This window comes from Sebaldella termitidis ATCC 33386, assembly GCF_000024405.1.
GTDB classification, from domain to species: domain Bacteria; phylum Fusobacteriota; class Fusobacteriia; order Fusobacteriales; family Leptotrichiaceae; genus Sebaldella; species Sebaldella termitidis.
In genome coordinates this window covers 3,567,241-3,585,815 of the sequence record NC_013517.1, presented here as the reverse complement: position 1 = coordinate 3,585,815, position 18,575 = coordinate 3,567,241, and the positions used below count along the sequence as shown (strand labels likewise).

General features: G+C 35.6%; 12 protein-coding genes. 10 read left to right on the top strand and 2 right to left on the bottom strand.

Going from position 1 to position 18,575, the window contains the following annotated elements:
• The first annotated feature begins 13 nt into the window (after positions 1-13).
• Both STERM_RS21935 and STERM_RS16745 read left to right on the top strand, forming a co-directional pair.
• Positions 14-145 (top strand): YHYH domain-containing protein, encoded by a 132-nt coding sequence (locus STERM_RS21935; protein WP_012862813.1) that lies wholly within the window; start codon positions 14-16, stop codon positions 143-145.
• Positions 146-389: 244 nt separating this feature from the next.
• On the top strand, positions 390-8,756 hold the full coding sequence (locus tag STERM_RS16745) for an autotransporter domain-containing protein (protein WP_012862812.1): 8,367 nt from the start codon (positions 390-392) through the stop codon (positions 8,754-8,756).
• Positions 8,757-8,826: 70 nt separating this feature from the next.
• Here STERM_RS16745 and STERM_RS16740 read toward each other — a convergent pair whose 3' ends face one another.
• Together STERM_RS16740 and STERM_RS16735 are read right to left on the bottom strand one after the other, a co-directional pair.
• Positions 8,827-9,798: a hypothetical protein gene (locus tag STERM_RS16740; protein WP_012862811.1), complete on the bottom strand. Its 972-nt coding sequence runs from the start codon at positions 9,796-9,798 to the stop codon at positions 8,827-8,829.
• 40 nt (positions 9,799-9,838) lie between these two features.
• Entirely contained in the window at positions 9,839-10,855 is a 1,017-nt protein-coding gene (locus tag STERM_RS16735) for a hypothetical protein (protein WP_012862810.1), read from the bottom strand.
• A gap of 316 nt (positions 10,856-11,171) precedes the next feature.
• On the opposite strand from STERM_RS16735, the gene STERM_RS16730 reads away from it, so the two are divergent.
• The 8 genes from STERM_RS16730 to STERM_RS16695 all read left to right on the top strand — a co-directional run bounded on the left by STERM_RS16730 (position 11,172) and on the right by STERM_RS16695 (position 18,571).
• The gene (locus STERM_RS16730) at positions 11,172-11,918 is read left to right on the top strand and encodes a DeoR/GlpR family DNA-binding transcription regulator (RefSeq protein ID WP_012862809.1); all 747 of its coding nucleotides are present in this window, start codon (positions 11,172-11,174) and stop codon (positions 11,916-11,918) included.
• Positions 11,919-11,931: 13 nt separating this feature from the next.
• Positions 11,932-12,210, top strand: a complete 279-nt coding sequence (gene gatB / locus STERM_RS16725; protein ID WP_012862808.1) for a PTS galactitol transporter subunit IIB — start codon at positions 11,932-11,934, stop codon at positions 12,208-12,210.
• 8 nt (positions 12,211-12,218) lie between these two features.
• Positions 12,219-12,683, top strand: coding sequence for a PTS sugar transporter subunit IIA (locus STERM_RS16720; protein ID WP_147289493.1), 465 nt, complete (start codon positions 12,219-12,221; stop codon positions 12,681-12,683).
• Positions 12,684-12,708: 25 nt separating this feature from the next.
• A complete protein-coding gene (locus STERM_RS16715) occupies positions 12,709-14,100 on the top strand; it encodes a PTS galactitol transporter subunit IIC (RefSeq protein ID WP_012862806.1) in 1,392 nt (463 codons plus the stop codon).
• 164 nt (positions 14,101-14,264) lie between these two features.
• A complete protein-coding gene (locus STERM_RS16710) occupies positions 14,265-15,302 on the top strand; it encodes a galactitol-1-phosphate 5-dehydrogenase (protein WP_012862805.1) in 1,038 nt (345 codons plus the stop codon).
• Positions 15,299-16,150 (top strand): tagatose bisphosphate family class II aldolase, encoded by an 852-nt coding sequence (locus STERM_RS16705; RefSeq protein WP_012862804.1) that lies wholly within the window; start codon positions 15,299-15,301, stop codon positions 16,148-16,150. The genes STERM_RS16710 and STERM_RS16705 overlap by 4 nt, the downstream gene beginning before the upstream one ends.
• 11 nt (positions 16,151-16,161) lie before the next feature.
• Positions 16,162-17,088 (top strand): 1-phosphofructokinase, encoded by a 927-nt coding sequence (gene pfkB / locus STERM_RS16700; RefSeq protein ID WP_012862803.1) that lies wholly within the window; start codon positions 16,162-16,164, stop codon positions 17,086-17,088.
• Between the two features lie 187 nt (positions 17,089-17,275).
• Positions 17,276-18,571: a M18 family aminopeptidase gene (locus tag STERM_RS16695; RefSeq protein WP_012862802.1), complete on the top strand. Its 1,296-nt coding sequence runs from the start codon at positions 17,276-17,278 to the stop codon at positions 18,569-18,571.
• The last annotated feature ends 4 nt before the right edge of the window (positions 18,572-18,575 follow it).

Here is an 18,575-nt window from a genome sequence, read left to right as displayed (position 1 = left end):
AAGGAGGTTATTTATGAAAAAACTTTTTGTGTTAACAATGTTATTGCTGGTGGCAGTATTCTCCGTATCGGCAGCTCACGGAGGCAGAACAGACAAAAACGGATGCCATGTGGACAGGAGTACCGGAAAAAGACACTGTCATTAGTATTGTGATTAATTTACGGAATTATTGTAAAAATGATGAGAGACTCCTATTAACAGTAGAGTCTCTCAATTTTTATCTGAAAAAGATAATGATTCCAAAATTGGTTTAAAATAAGAAAAAACAGGGATTTTCCCTGTATATTAGAGATAGAATGAAATTTAATTTAATGGATAAAAAATAAAAAATATGATATGATTTAATAGATAAAACTTTGAAAACCATTTGAAGAAAGTAAGGAGAATTTATGAAAAAAAATAAAAGATTATTATTGCCTTTTCTAGCATTAAATGCAATGATCTCGGCTTACAGCGCTGAAGCTGCCGGGAGTAATTCCGTAAAATATGACAGAATGTACAATAATATAATAAAAAATATAGAACAGGGAAAATCAAACAAAAAAAATTACGAAATAATAGAAAAAGTATTAAAACAAAGAAATGCTGAGTTGAAAGACCTGTATAAACAGAATGATTATGTAATAAAACCAGAGTTTTTAGAGTGGCAGATATTTATTTCGGGAACTTACAGCGAATACAATAAAGGGGTAGATAATTCCAAAGAAAATGCAAAATATAATTCAAAAGTATCAGGATATTATGATACAAACGGTAATTATGTAACAACAAGCGGAATGACAGGAGGTCTGGAAGGAAAGCCGTATCAGTCATTACAGCAGCCGAAGGAGATAGATCTCGGAGTAGGAATACAGGTAAAAGAACCTGACAGACAGCCGATATCTCTGGGAGTAACAAAGCCTTCCATGCCGCTGGTAACACCTGTTACTCCAGGAAGTCCCACAGTAGGGACAATAACGCCGACACTACCGGTACTGACATCATTTTCTGTACCTTCAATAGTGGCACCGACAGCTCCGCTGCCGGTGGTAATAACAATCCCGACAATTAATTCAATTATTGTAAATAGTTTTAATCCCATAACGCCTTCGATAACAGCACCAAGCACATTTCAGCCTGAAATGCTGGCTTATATTCCTGATGGTGTAACAGAATATCAAGGATATCAAGTTAATTCATCGCAAATATATCTGAATAATTTTGACAAAATTGAAGTAGCATCAGGTAATACTGCAGAAATAACTCTGGCAGGATCAGGAGTAGGGACAATCAGCGGGGCACCGGTAGCCTATACGGCTTTAGCGACACCATCAGCTTCGGGAACCTTGGCAATAGGTAATTCGTCATCAGCAGGAATGAGGACTTTTATAAGTACTACGGGGTATACGAGCGGAGTAGCTGAAAATGTTGATGTAATCGGAGATTATATTATGCGGAATAATTCGACTATATCAACAGCGTATTATTTTGTGAGCCTGAATACATGCTGGTACGGGGATAACGGAGTAGTAAGAATAACACCCGGATCTAATTTAACCCTTTACGGTCACTCTACGAATTCGAATTCTATTTTGATAGGAATGCGTCTGCAGCTCAATGGAAGAGATACGCCAAATAACGGGGCAACATTAAAAAATGAAGGAAATTTGATAATTAACGGCGGACAGAGTGTAATAGGAGTAATGATTACAAATGAAACAGTCCAGACACCTGTTGCTGCGACAAATAAGCCTAAATTTATAAATGCGGGAAACATAAAGCTTACAAGTAATTCAACAAAAAGTATCGGAATAGATTTTGGTCATTATGCCGGATTTTATCCAGTTGTTGATGTTACAATAGGTAATATTGAATTAGAAGGCACTGCAAGCTACGGGGTGAGAATACCTAATATAATTGACAACAACGGTTCTGTTCAGGCAGGTTCTGCAAATCTTCCCGATTATTATAAATTAGCAGTACTGGATGGTTCCTCAGGAGAAATAAAAGTTGCAGGAAAAAATAATATAGGAATTTCTTTTTCAAAAAATATAACTCCTACAGGAGCTACAAATATAGTTGATAATATTAAAAATTTGAATATAAAAATTAATGGTGAAGAAAATATAGGTATATTACGTAGAAGTGATTATAAAACATCACAGAATGAAGAAATGATACTGAATTCTTCACATATCCAAAGTCTGGATTTTGATTCAAATGCCTTAAAAAGTGTTTTGATAAGAAGTGATAAATATGGAATAACGCTGGATAAAGATATAACAATAAACAAAGGTCTTGGAAATAATGTGGTAATTCAGGCAAACGGAACCGGAACATCAATAATAAATAATACAGGAAGAACAATAACCTTAGGTACCGGAGCCAAAACATCAATAGGAATGCTTTCTTCAAATAATGGTTATTTGGAAAATAAAGGAAATATTATAGTAAATGAAGAAAAGTCTCAGGCCACTGCAGTTCTTGCAGGGTCTTCAGGAAAAAACAGCGGGACGATAACATTAAGCGGAAAAGAGTCGTTAGGAGTGTATAATGCCGCTACATATACAATGTCCAGTGGGACAATAACTTCCGGAGCAGAAAATTCGATTGGTGTATATGCTGATAATACTCTTTTGACGACAATCAGTGGAGGAAATATAATTGCCCAAAATGGTGGAATAGCTTTATATTCCGGTGATAATTCTACAATTAATTTGTCAGGATCAAATTTGCTTACGGCAAATCAGGGCGGACTCCTTTTCTATAATTATGTAAACGGCAGTACGGTAACAGGTAAGTATAATATAACAGGGCCGGCCTCAGCGAATGTAAATCCCGGTGGAATGCTGCTTTATGCCAAGGTTGCTAATCTGGCAGATATTCCGACTGTAGCAGCGGCAATAAAAGGAGCTTTTGCTAATGCAGGCAGTTTGACTGTCAATATGGCGGCCGGGTCAAATGTTATGTATATTGACTCACCGGGAGGAGTTGTTAATATACTTAATTTTACGGGGCTTCCAAGTTTGACAAGCGGTTTTTTTAATTTTACGGGATCAGGTTATAATGATTATGTAATGAACGGGTTTGATCTGACACTGAATGATAGTACGGAATCAGATCTGGATTCAGGATCATACGGTAAAATACAGTTTATAAATACTAATGTAACAGTAGACTCAAGTACTACAGTAGAAGGTACAAATTCTGCAAAACAATACATTGCCATAGCACAGAGAAATAATTCAAGCGGTACATTAGCAGGCAGATATATAGTGAATAACGGAACTATTTCACTTGCAGGAAATGGTTCTACAGGAATAGCAGGTGACTATATAACTGTTACAAACAGCAGTACCGGTAAAATAAAGTTAAGCGGAAATAATTCCATAGGAATGTATGTAGCCAACGGAGCGGATACATTAAACCAAGGCTTGATAGAGCTTGGCGGACAGGGCTCTGTGGGGATATACGGCGGAAATTATTTTGACGGAAGTACGAGTTATACTACATTAGGCTATGGAAATGATCAGATAGATATAGAAAATCAAAAAGATATCAAAACAGTAGCAGGAGGAGTAAGCGGTGATGCATTTGGTATATATGCAGATAATAATACAACTGCAGTTTCGTCGGTAAATCTTACTTCAACATCAAATATAGATCTAAAAGGAACTGGAACAATAATAGGAGCATATCTTAAGAAAACAGATTTAATAAATGCCGGAACTATAACAGTGGAATCAGCAGCTGGAGGAAGCTCTGTAGGAATATACGGAGATAACAGTACTGCGACATCAATAGCCGGAAGTGTAAATGTATCAGGCGGATCAGGAACAGGAATATACCTGAAAAATTCAACAATGAGCAGCGGAGCTGCAATAAAGGTAGCTGATGTAACTTCCGGAATAGGGATGTATGTAGAAGCAACTGCAGGAAATACATCTTTAGGAACAAATACCAATACAATATCACTTGGAGATAATGTAACAGGTATGTATGCTGTAGGAGCTTCGACATTAAATACTGGAACAATAATAAATACAGGGACAATACAATCATTAGCAGCTTCTGCAGATAAGGCAATAGGAATGTATATAGGTGCACATGGTTCAGGAGTCAATGCCGGGAATATAAGGCTGACAGCTATAGGAACTGATAAAGATCAGGTAGGTGTATATAATCATTCGGGAACTTTCAGTATGGGAAGCGGAAATATAGAAGTATATTCACAAAATGGAGCAGGTCTTTATGCCAAAGCCGGAACTGTAAATAATCTGTCAGGCGGAACAATAAAAACAGGAAACGGGGCAATCGGTCTTTATGCAGACGGTGTAACAATAAATTTATCCGGAACATATAAATCAATAGTAGAAAACGGCGGGATTTTTGCATTAAATAACAGCGGTTCCGGTAATATAAATATAGCTTCCGGAACTATAGTCGTAGATATAGAAGCGGGAGGAATGGCATTTTCTTCTACAGGAGCCCTGAATACATATTTATCGTCACTTGTAACAGGAAGCGGAACACTGGAGATTAATCTGAAAGATCCTACATCAAAACTGGCAATAATTGATGCACCTGGAACGATACTTTTAAGTTCGATTGGAACAGCCTATGCACCTGGAACAACAATAAGCGGAACAAATGTAAAAATATCATCATCGAGCAATCCGAACTATACACCGTTTTCAATAACAAAAGGTACTTTGGTTATAGATCAGGCAGTAAATTTGAACAGTAATACTGATTCTTACAATAAGTCAGATTTTATCAATTCAAGTGTTGATGTAAACAGCGGAATAACAGGTACAAATTCAGGGCAGCTGGCAGTGGGTCAGGTTAACTACGGAACTGGTTCCGGTGCATTAGACAGAGCAAGAATAACGTTAAATAATAACAGTGTAATAGATTTGTCAGGAAATAATTCCACAGGAATGCTGGCAGATTTCGGAGATATAACAAATACTGCCGGAAGCTTTATAAAAGTAACAGGAGAAGAGTCAGTAGGTATCTATGCGGCAAACGGCAGCGTGACAAATAATTCCGGAACTATAAATATAGGAAATAAAAGTGTAGGGATATACGGTGTGAACTATCTTGACGGCGTAACCTCATCTTCGACACTGGGTTATGGTGATGACAAGATAACCATAAATAATAACCAAAACATAATTTCTACAGGGACAACACACGGAGGATACGGAATATATGCTAATAATACGGCTGTGTCTGTTGCTGATTCTGTAATAAATCTGGGGTCATCTTCAAATATAGATGTATCAAGTGCCGAGGCAGGAATAGGAGTGTACGCTGTAAATTCTACTTTAAATATAAATGGTAATATATCTGTAGGGAAAAACGGAGTAGGAGTATATGCAAGCGGAAGTACAGGGTCAATAAACGGAGGAACAATATCATTAAACGGAGATAATGCGATAGGATATTATCTTACAAATAGCAGCAGTCTGACTAATCTGGGCGGAAGCATATCAGTAGACGGAAAAAATATAACGTTAATGATAACAGATGTTGGGTCAAGTCTAAACCTGTCAACACCATTTACAGTAACAGCAACACCGGGATCGACATATGTAGTGGGAAATATGATAGGCGGAGATTTTTATAACAGTACATCAGCAGCTTTAGGTTCAAACGGTTCACTGATAAATGGTGTTGGAACAGTGGCTTTATTTGGAATAACTTCAAACATCAGCTCATCCGGAACAAATGTTTCCGGAATGGTACTGAGCGGACAGCATGCCGGAATTCCGATTCCGGGACATACTGTATCAGGATCTGGCGGACAGACAGTAACTGAAGAAGGAACAAATCTTGGTATAATAACACTCGGGGATTCATCGGCAGGAATGTACCTTACTGGAGGAGCCAGAGGAAGAAATGAAGGAACAATAACAGTAAATAATAATTCTGTAGGAATATATGCCGAAGGGGCAGGAGCATATATAGTAAATAATAACGGAACTATAAACATCGCTCAGGAATCTACAGGTTTGTTTCTGAAAGACGGAGTAAGCATATCTAATACAGGAACAGCAGAAATAAAAAGTACAGGTCAAAAAGCGGTGGGAATTTACTCGGAAAATTCAGCATTAACGCCGGTAAGTGTGACAAACAGCAATAATATTAATTTAGGCGGAGATCAGTCAATAGGTATATATACAACCGGAAGTAGCAGCATAACAAATAGCGGAATAATAACAATAGGAAATTCGCTGAGTTCTATCCAGCCCGGAGTGGGAATCTATGCAGATAATGCAGGAAGCAGTATAACAAATTCGGGCGGAAGTATAAATGCAGGGGATAATTCTATAGGAATATATAATCTAAACGGAAGTGTGACAAATTCCGGGGCAATAACAGCAGGAAACGGCGGGACAGGAATATATTCCGAAGGCGGAACGATTACCTTAAATACAGGTTCATCAATAACAGTGGGGCAAAATGATGCCATAGGTGTTTACGCAGTAAATCAGACAGGTACGGTAACGAATAATTCGGCAGTTTCTGTAGGAGACGGCTCATATGGTTTTGTATTTACAGGAACAACAGCTCCGTCATTTGTTAATAATCAGCCGGCAGTAATAGGAAATAACAGTATATTTGTGTTTGCTGATTCCGTACTTGCGGCAGATAACAGCGGAACATTGACAATGACAGGATCAGACAATATAGGATATTATCTGAAAAGCGGAGGATCATTTGTAAATAATGCCAATATAACCGGCAGTGCAGGTGTCGCAAATATAGGAGTATATGCCAAAGGATCAAATATAATAAACAATGCAGATATTATTCTGGGAGATTCAAATCTTGTAGAGCATACAGATTCAGCCGGGAATAAATATAAAACTGGATATTCTGTGGGAATATACGGTGAAGATTCTAATATAACAAATAGTTCCGGCAGAACAATACAGGTAGGAAAAGACGGTATAGGTATTTATGTAAAAGGAGCAGGTTATACAGCAGAAAATCACGGGATAATAAATGGTTTCGGAAATGATGCAAAGGGTATATTTGTATCAGATTATGCAATAGTAAGAAATTACGGTACTATAAATATGACTGGTGATAACGTGATGGGGATAGCTGGTCAGAACGGTGCCCAGATATATAATGATTATGGAGCGGTTATTAATGTTACTGGGAATGATGTAACGGGAATATACCTTGCAGGCGATGATACCAAGCTTGTAAACCACGGGATCATAAATATCACAGGAACGGGTATTGGAATAGCTTATACTCCGACGGTAGAATTAAGCAACATAACAGATACAACAGGGACAACGCGGGGTTATACCTCTAAGCAGTATGATCTGCCGGATATGCCGACACTGGTGAATTCAGGAATAATAAATATAAATGTAGGCGGGAACTTTAATTATGACGGAATAAGAGTAATAGTAACAATAGATCCGTCTACAAATACACCTACTACAAATTCATCAAGTCAAGTAGGGTTCAGCGGTGTAATACCTGACAAGCTGGAAGTAGCACCTGATTTTGCAGTAGGAACAGCAGCAGACAGATACGTATTTGAAAATATGTTTAAGGGTGTTACCGGAAAAGGTGAATATATTTCGCAGTCATTGACATGGGATGCAACAGCTCAGGGAAGCGACCTTGTAATGACAAGAAAACCTTATACAGAATTTACAGACGGATTATGGTTTGAAGATTTTGGAAGAGTGCTTAATGAGAAATATGCTGTTACATATGGTGAAGGAAGACAAATATTTGACAAAATAAATTATATAACAGATGAGGGCGATTTCAGACACATAATGGCAAGTCTGGCGGGGAATATATACGCTAATATAAACCAGAGAGAAAATGATATAGCAAAGGCATTTGAAGATACGCTGTTTACATTGCAGGAATCACCAGATAATACGAAAGAAAATGTAAAAATAAGTGTAATAGGAGCAAAAGGAAAAAATAAAGAGGAAACTGACGGAGTTACTGGTTATGATTATACAACGACAGGAGTATTAGCCTTGCGGGAAGTGGAAAGAACATACAGACATACTTTCGGCTATTCACTGGGGTATTTACATACAGGATTTGAATTTAAAGACGGAAATGAAAGTGAAGAATGGGTAGATACAATTCAGCTGGGAGTACATAATAAATATAAAGCAAATAACTGGGAAGTAAGAAATGACCTTACAGGAAGAGTAAGCTTTCATAATGTAGACAGAAATATAGACTGGATATCGCCGTTCGGAAGATCGGAAATGAACGGGACATATGAAACGTACAGTATAACAAGTGATAATATACTTGGTAAAAGATTTGAGATTGGCAAAAAAGCAAGTATAATGCCGTATGGAGCATTCAGAGCCATGTATGTGACAAGACCTTCATTTACAGAAAGCGGTCTTGAAGCTCTGGAAATAGATGGAAACGATGCATGGAGCGTAAAGCCGAGAGCAGGAGTTGAGGTAAAAGGGGCTTTGCCATTAGGAAACACTTCGGGATGGCAGCTGAAAGGAGCGCTTGATTTTGCATATGAATATGAACTTGCGGATCTAAATGAAAGGGAGAAAGCCAGATTAACAGCAATTGAAGACGGGTATCATAAACTTTCTAAACCACAGGATGAGTCCGGGATATTTAGAACGAAGGCAGCAATAGGTGTGGAAATAGAGGACAGATATGGAATATTTCTGACAGGGGAATACTCAACAGGGAATAATAAAGAAGATGATTATAGAGCAGGAGTGACATTAAAAGCTGTATTTTAATCAGTAAAATAAAAAAGTGTTTTCAGACAATCGAGAGATTAGTCGAAAACACTTTTTTTATACTGGCAAATTACAAAAACGGTTCTTTTCCGTCAAAATTAAATTCAATTTTATTTTCAAAAATCAAGCATAATATTTCAATAATTTTTTTTCTGTCCTGAATATTATAGGCTTCAAGAGAAAAACTTCTGTATCTTTGCCTGGGGTCATTTGGATTCATTGAGATATTGATGCTGAATTTATTGTTAAATATAAGTTTTTTGGTTTTACGGGAATAAATATCTGCTGTTTTATAACCAAAAATATTTTGGAATGCTATATCTCTGTTTTTTAGATTAAGTATTGTTTTTACAGGTACAGCCAGTAAAAAGACAGATAAAGCAAGCGAAATCATTCCAATAAAAAATATTTTATAAATTAATAAAATAATAAATAGTATAAAAAATGCTATTCCCAGTAATAATTTCAGTTTATATTTAGCAGTATAAAAAATATACTTATCTTCATTATAGATTTTAAAAAAAGTTCCAGTGTTTTTCCTGATATATTTCACAGAGTTTTCATTATAGATTTTGGTAATATTCATTATCATTTTGTCAATAGAATATTTGTTTGCAAACAAAAAGAAATCTAATTTATATTTTTTTCCGTTTTTCAGAAATATATAATATTTGTCATTATAATAAGTACCGTTAAATCTACTGTGACTGATCCCGTTTTTTACATACAGGATATCCGAAAAGTTTATCAGAATTTGTTTTCGGGTGTTGGTTTTCCAGCAGACAGTATTTTTGGAAAAAGTAATTTCCGGCGGAGAAAAAATAAAATGCCAGATTAACTGAAAAATGCTGATGAAGAATAAGCCGATGACAGGAATAAACGGGATTACAGCCGAAATTTCTGTTATACCTTTTTCCAGAAAAGAAAAAATTATAAAAAATATAATATATATGAATAATAAATATTTTATTACACCTTTTAAAAATGGAAAAGGTCTGTCTCTTTTGAAATTATAATCAGATGTTTCTGCTTTTCTTTTCATAATTCCTGCCTTTCTGAGCAATTATACATGAATATTTATTTTATAATTTTACCTTGTTTGAAATTAGAGCTTCATCGCCAGTCAGATCGAATGATATTTTATTTTTAAAAATTATATGTAATATTTTAAAAATCTGATCTCTGTATTTTGATTTATATGGAGATAATAAAAAAATTTTCTGTTTTTTGTTTTTATCATTAAACATGGCAGTAACAGATATATTAAGGTTATTGCTGATGATAATCCGGTTTATTTCATGAAAGCAGATTCTGTGAATCTTTATTCCGCAAAATGATTTTAGTATAACAGTTTTCTCTTTAATATTCATTATTATTTTTACCGGAACAGCAGGTATTGCGGCCAAAACAGCAAATGTAAAAATTGCGGCAAGGAATATCCGGGTAAAAATAAAATAAATAAATAATACTATCAGGCACAAAACCAAAAGAATTACAAGGCTGTTTTTCAGTATATAAAAACAATAGATATCTTTATGAAATATTTCAGGAAAAGTGTTTTTTTCATCGGAGATATGTTTTATATATTTTTTATTGTATGATTTTGTGATATTTGTAAAGAAAAAACTTATGTCGCTGCTGTTTCTGAATATAAAACAATTTATCATATATTTTTTTCCATTTTTCAAAAACAGAGTGTATTTATTTTTATAAAAAGCACCTCTGCCTTTGCTGTGACCTTTATGACGTTTTACAAAAAGGATATCCTTTGTATTTATGACTAATATTTTTTTGAAGAAAAATTTACAGATCAGACACCCGTCTTCAGCAAAAATTTTATATGGTGAAAACAAAGCTTCCCAGATAAACATAATAAAAAGCATCAGAATAATAATTAAAAAGACTGCTGACAGAATAAGCAGAGGCACTAAAAATACTATTTTATTTATACCCTGTTCTAAGAAGGCGAAGAGTAAAACTAATGCAGTGTACACAACAGCAGCGGGTTTGGCAAATATAAGCGCCAGATCTTTTAGAAAAGATAAAGATTCTATTTTTGATTCATAAATAAAACTATTGTTTTTATCAGTATTGATCATATTGGTTATCCTTAATTTACATTTATTTTATAAATACTACCATATTTCAAAAATAAAATAAACATGAAATATAATAAAAAAACTGTATATCTAAAAAAAATTTTTTGTAGAAATTTGAAATAAAAATAGAAAAATCAAATAAAGAAACAAAAACCAACAAAAACGAAAATGTGGAAAAGTCTTTATTTTAGCTATGTTTTTTCAGGGTAGAAATTTTTTTTAGAATAACTATTGACAAAATAAAAAAATGAGTTATAATTATAACGAACAAAATAAAACATTTTAAAACATTTGGAAACAAAAAGGAGGGAAACTTATGAAAGACCAAAGAATAGAGGTGATATTAAGCAAGGTAAAGGAAAAAGGTATAGTATCGACTCTGGAATTAACAGAAGAACTGAATGTAACTGAAATGACAATAAGGCGTGATCTAAAATACCTTGAAGATAAAAAACTGCTTATCAGAATTCACGGAGGAGCAAAAAGTATAAAGAAAATTCAGCAGGAAAAACTTTATGATGACAGAAAAGTAAAGTATATGAAAGAAAAAGAGCATATTGCCAAAATAGCAGCTTCTTATATACAGGACGGTGAAACGGTATTTATAGCACCGGGAACAACAACAGAAAGAATTCCTGAATTTATAAAAGCAAAAAATGTAACAGTGGTAACTAATTCTTATTCTGTAATGGTAAAGTACTCGCATCTGGACTTAGACTTCATTGTAACAGGGGGAAGGCTGAGAAGAAAAACAGAAGCAATTATTCCTGATTATTTTCTGGATTCTATAAGTAAGATAAATGTGGATAAATGTTTTATAGGAGCAAACGGAGTAAGCGGAAACAAAGTAACAATATCCAATTATGACGAGGGTCTGATACAGCAGATAGTGCTGGAAAATGCAAAAGAAAGATTCCTGCTTCTGGACAGTTCAAAGTTTAACAGAGAAGCTTTTTATTCGTTTTTTAAGGTGGAAGATCTTGACGGAATAATAACAGACGGGAATTTGAAGCCGGATATAATGAAAGACTACAAAAAAATAACAAAAATAATAAATATATAGTGGAGGTAAAGAAATGAAAAAGGTAATAGTAGCCTGCGGAGGTGCAGTAGCAACATCAACTGTGGCAGCAAACAAAATCAAACAGTTATGTGAGGAAAACGGAATAGCTATAGATCTGGTTCAGTGCAGAATAAACGAAATAGAATCTTATGCTGACGGTGCAGCATTAATAGCAACTACTTCAAAATTTTCAAAAGATATGGGAAGTGTTCCTGTTGTCCATGTAATGGGATTTATTTCAGGAATAAATCAGGATGCATTAAAGGCAAAAATACTTGAAATATTAAAATAAACAGGAGAGTGATCAGAATAGAAATGAATTTTTACGGGGATCTCATTTATTTGAACAGGGATTTTTCCGACAGAGAAGAAATGTTTAATGAAATTGGAACAGTATTAATAGAAAAAGGAATGGTAAAGCCGGCTTACATTGAAGAGATACTGAAAAGAGAGGAGAGCTTTCCTACAGGAATTGATCTCGGATATATGCAGGTGGCAATGCCGCACGTGGAAGCAAAGCATGTGAATGACAATGCAATGTTTGTAGTGACTACCAAAAAAGGGGTAGAATTCGAGAATGCCGAGGATGACGGAATAGTGAATTCCAAGATTATATTCGGACTGATTGTAAAGGATTCTGAAAAACATCTGGATTTTTTGATGAAATTAGTAGAGCTGTACCAAAAAGAAGATGTTTTGAAAAAAATCTATGATTCTAACGATGTAGAAGAAGTAATGACAATACTAAAACAAAATTTAATTTAATAATAAACTAGGAGGAGTTTATAACATGGATAACTTTTTAAATATGATAACACCGCCAATACAATATATATTGGATTTAGGACCAGCAGTAATGCTGCCGCTGGTAATAATTATTTTTGCATTATGTTTAGGATTAAAACTAGGAAAGGCCTTTAATGCCGGGCTTATGATAGGAATAGGATTTATCGGGATTGGAATAGTAATTACACTGATGAGAGATACATTAGGGCCTGCTGCAGAGCAGATGGCACAGAATTTTGGTCTGAATCTTACTGTAATTGATCTTGGATGGCCGGGAACTGCACCGATGACATGGGCGTCAAAAATAGCCATAGTAGCAATACCGGTGGCAATTTTAGTAAATCTTATAATGCTTGCCCTAAAAATGACAAGAGTAGTAAATGTGGATATCTGGAATATCTGGCATATGACTTTTACAGGGGCATTGGTACATATAGTTACAGGAAATTACTGGCTGGGAATACTGGGAGTAGTAGTACATGCCGTATTTTCGTATAAGTTCGGGGATTGGTTTCAGTATGATACAAGAGATTATTTCGGACTGGAAGGAATTGCCGTGCCACACGGGACATCAGCTTACTGCGCACCATTTGCAGTAATAGTGGATGCTATTCTTGATAAAATACCGGGAATAAATAAAATAGACATTGATACTGAGAAACTTGAGAAAAAATTAGGGGCATTCGGACAGCCTATAATAGTAGGGTTTATATTAGGATTAATAGTAGGGATTCTTGCAGGATACGGACCAAAACAAGTACTGCAGCTTTCAGTATCAGTATCAGCTGTTATGTATCTGATGCCAAAAGTAATAAAACCTATTATGGAAGGTTTATTACCAATATCAGAAGCTGCAAGAGAAAAATTATCTGCAAAATTCGGCGGAGGAGAATTTCTTATCGGGCTTGATCCGGCGCTATTACTGGGAGATGCAAACGTAATTTCTGCAGGGCTGTTATTTATCCCGTTAACAGTAATAATAGCTGCGATAGGATCAATAACATTTGGTAACAGAGTACTGCCTTTCGGGGATCTGGCAACAATCGGATTCTTTATAGCTATGGCTGTGGCAATTCATCACGGAAATATTTTCAGAACGCTGATATCAGGTTCATTCATTATGTTTATTACAATATGGATATCTAATCAGACAGTGGAATTACAGACAATACTTGCTAAAAATGCAAATATGCTCGGAGGAAAAGATTTAGTAGGATCACTGGATCAGGGCGGATCACCGATTACATATCTGATGGTACAGATTTTCCAGAGAACAAATGTAGTGGGATTATTAGTAATAGCAGTAATATATTTTATAGGAATAGCAATGACATACAGAAGATATAAAGCACTTCAGAAACAGGAAAAAGCAGAATTACAAGGAGCAAAAGCTTAATTAAATAAACTAAGCAAATAAGAGCTGTATCAAAATAGATTTTATAAATTAATGCCGGGTATTATAAATTATCTGTTTTACATTACCGGTATTATGTATAAAAAGTAACTCTATTTTTATACAGCCTGTTAAATTTATATACCAGAATAGGAGAGTGACATAATTTGAAAGCATTAGCAGTATTGGAAAATGAAAAACTCGGGGTAATTGATTTAGAGAAACCGGAAAATACAACCGGTGATGATGTATTGGTAAAGGTAGTGTATTCAGGACTTTGCGGTTCGGATTTTCCGAGAATGTTTGAGCATCAGGCAAAATTTTTTCCTGTAGTTTTGGGTCATGAGTTTTCAGGAGTAGTGGAAAAAGTTGGTGAAAAAGTTCATAAACTGGCAGTCGGGGACAAAGTAAGCTGTATTCCGTTAAAACCTTGTTTTAAATGTGAAGCATGTGATGAAGGGAATTATTCTCTGTGTAAAAATTATGGATTTATCGGTTCGAGAGAAAACGGCGGAATGGAAGAATATGTAAAAATACCTGAAATAAATCTTCAAAAACTTCCGGAAAAATTTGATCTGCTTCAGGGTGCATTTTTTGAGCCTATAACAGTTGTATTACACGGACTTGGTCTTTTGAATAAAGAGGTAAAAGGTAAAAAAGTGGGGATTATCGGAGTGGGAACAATGGGGCTTCTGGCAGTTCAGTGTGCGAAAGCATATGGAGCAGAGCTGGTTTCAGCCTTTGATATAAATGAAAAAAATCTTGAAGCTGCGAAAGAACTGGGGGCAGACGAAGTACATAATGTAGCTAAAAAAGATATAGAGAATGAATACGATAAATATGATATAATGATAGAAACATCAGGAGCGAATCCGAGTTTTGTATTAATTCTAAAACTTGCCGCAGGAAAAGGAGAGCTTTTATACATAGGAACTCCGCATAGTACACTGACATTTGAATATAAGGATTTTGAATTAATAAACAGAAAAGAACTTACAATAAAAGGTTCATGGATGAATTATTCCAAGCCGTTTCCGGGAAAAGAGTGGACAGAGGCAATAAGACTTTTTGATGAGGGTCTTGTTAAGATTGATAAATTAATCGGAGCCACTGTTTCTATGGAAGAATTCTGTGAGAGACTGGAAGAGATAAAAGGGAGAACATTAGGAGGAAAAATTATGGTAAAGGTAGGAGAAAGCGAATGATAGTAAGTACAAGAGAAATGCTGTTAAAAGCACAGAGAGAAAGATATGCGGTTCCTGCATTTAATTTTCATAACCTTGAAACAATTCAGGTAATAGTAGAAACAGCTGCTGAACTAAGATCGGCTGTAATACTGGCAGGAACTCCGGGAACATTTGATTATGCAGGAAGAGATTATGCACAGGCAATAATTGAAACAGCTGCTAAAAAATATGATATACCTATAGCACTTCATCTGGATCATCATGAAGTAGTGGAGGATATAAAAAAATCCATTGATCTGGGAACAAAATCCGTAATGATAGATGCATCTCACCATCAGTTTGATGAAAATATAGCAGTAGTAAAAGAAGTCGTAGCCTATGCACACAGATATGATGTTACGGTAGAAGCAGAGCTGGGAAGACTCGGGGGACAGGAAGACGACCTTGTAGTTGATGAGAAGGACTCTATGTACACTAATCCTGATTCTGCGAAAGAGTATGTGGACAGAACGGGAATAGATTCACTGGCAGTAGCAATAGGTACTGCACATGGTCTGTATAAAAGCGAACCAAAACTGGATTTTGAAAGACTTGCGGAAATAAAGAAGGTGGTTTCTATTCCGCTGGTACTTCACGGAGCTTCGGGTGTAGCCTTTGATGATGTAAGAAAAACTATAGAACTGGGAATCTGTAAGGTAAATATAGCAACTGAGCTGAAAATGCCTTTTTCGGGTGAATTGAGAAAATATCTGGAAGAGCACAGAGATGCAAATGATCCGAGAAAGTATATGGAACCGGCTAAAAAAGCCATGAAATTAGTGGTAGCCGAAAAAATAAAAATGTGTATGAGTGAACACAGATATTAAAGGAGGAGAAGATGATTACTACAGTAACATTAAATCCGGCTATAGATACAAGATATTTTATAGAAGACTTTAAGGAAGGAAGACTTTTCAGAGCCGAAAAGACTATAAAAAGTCCCGGCGGAAAAGGTCTGAATGTAACAAAGGTACTAAGACAGATGGGTGCTGATGTCGTTGCCACAGGAATAATAGGCGGGAAAAACGGAGAATGGATACAGGAAAATCTGAAAAAAATGGATATAAAAGAGGAATTCTATGTATCTTCTGCTGAAACAAGAGTATGTATTGCAGTTTTAGCAAAGCATTCGGAAACTGAAATTCTGGAATCAGGAGAAGAACTGACTGATTCTGATCTGAGAGCCTTTGAAAAAAAATTAATGGAGCTGGTGGAAAAATCAGACGTAATAACAATGTCAGGAAGCCTTCCCAAGGGGATGGATGCCGGATATTACCAGAAGCTGGTAGAACTGGTAAACAGAAAAGGCAAAAAGGTAATATTGGATACCAGCGGAAAATCACTGCTGGAAGGTGTGAAAGGAAAGCCTTATCTCATAAAGCCGAATTTTGATGAACTGGAGTATGTTCTGGGAGAGTCAATAGACGGAAGAGATAAAATAAAAAAAGCAGTAGAAAAACTCAAAAATCTTGGTGCACAAAATGTACTTGTATCTCTGGGCGGAGAAGGAGCAATATATTTTGGTGAGGAGATTTTGAAAATTACGATTCCAAAAATCAAAATACATAATACCGTGGGTTCCGGTGATTCTTCTGTGGCAGGTTTTGCGAAGGGTCTGGATGACGGTCTGGAATTAAACGAAATACTGAAATTATCCATGGCATGCGGTATGTCAAATGCACAAAGTATGGAAACAGGAAGGGTAATTCCGGAAGACGTGAAGGAATTCATGGGAAATATTACAGTTGAAGTACTAAAAATCTAGTGTAATGTTACATTTGACCGATTATAAATGAAATATTACGCTAAGTGAAGGCTGTCTCTGATAAAGGGGCAGCTTTTATATTAAAATTATTTTTTAAACAGGAACAATTTTTATTTGACACAAAACGAAGAGAAGTCTATACTATAAAAAGAATACAAAAGTTATGGAAAAACGAAAGGATGATTAGATGAAAAAAGTATTTGCAGAAGAATTTATAGATTTTATTGATAAAAGCCCGAGTACTTACCATGCAGTAAAAAACTGTTCAGATATGCTGGAAAAAAACGGCTTCATAAGACTTGACCCTTCTAAGGAATGGAAGCTGGAAAAAAACGGAAAGTATTATATAAAGAAAACCAGCTCTACAATCATGGCTTTTACAGTGGGCGAAGAAATCAGCACAGAATGCGGATTTCGGATAGCAGGATCTCATACTGATTCTCCGTGTTTTAGAATAAAACCAAATCCTGAGATGACAGTGGAAAATATAATAAGACTGAATACTGAGGTATATGGAGGACCTATCCTGAGTACATGGTTTGACAGACCTTTGTCCATAGCAGGAAGGGTCATTTTGAAAACAGATAATATTTTCAGACCTGAAACTGTATATATAAATATAGACAGACCGCTTATGACAATACCAAATCTGGCAATTCATCAAAACAGAAGTGTTAATCAGGGTGTAGAAATAGACAGACAAAATGATGTGCTTCCTGTAATAGGCTTAATAAATGAAGCATTTGAAAAAGAAGATTTTCTTATAAATCTGGTTTCAAAAGAGAGTAATATAGATAAAAAAGATATTCTGGACTTTGATTTATACGTATATGCTTATGAAAAGGGAACTCTGCTCGGAGCGGAAAATGAATTTGTTTCTGCACCGAAAATAGATAATCTGGCATCGGTTTATACAGGGCTTCGTGCTGTTATAGAAAGCAGACATGTTAATAAGGGTATAAATATCTTTGTCGGCTTTGATAATGAAGAGGTGGGAAGCTCCACGAAGCAGGGGGCAGATTCCAATTATCTGATGAATTATATGGAAAGAATATATATAGCGTTGGGAATGAACAGAGGAGATTTTTTAACAGCCGTAAATAACTCTTTTTTAATATCAGCTGACGGAGCACATGCGGCACATCCGGGATTTACTGGTAAAATGGATCCCACAAATAAGCCTTCTCTGAATCAGGGAGTAGTGTTTAAAATAAGTGCCAACCAAAAATATACATCTGACGGATTTTCGATATCTGTAATAAAGCAGATAATAGAGGGAAAAGATATAAAAACACAGGATTTTGTTAATAATTCAAAAGAGGCGGGAGGCTCTACCATTGGGCCGATATCATCGACACATCTGGAAACAGATTCGGTAGATTTGGGGATACCTATGCTCGCAATGCATTCTGTGAGAGAGCTATGCGGCAGAGATGATTTATATTCCTTAAAAGAGCTGATAAAAGTATTTTTTGAAGTATAGCAGA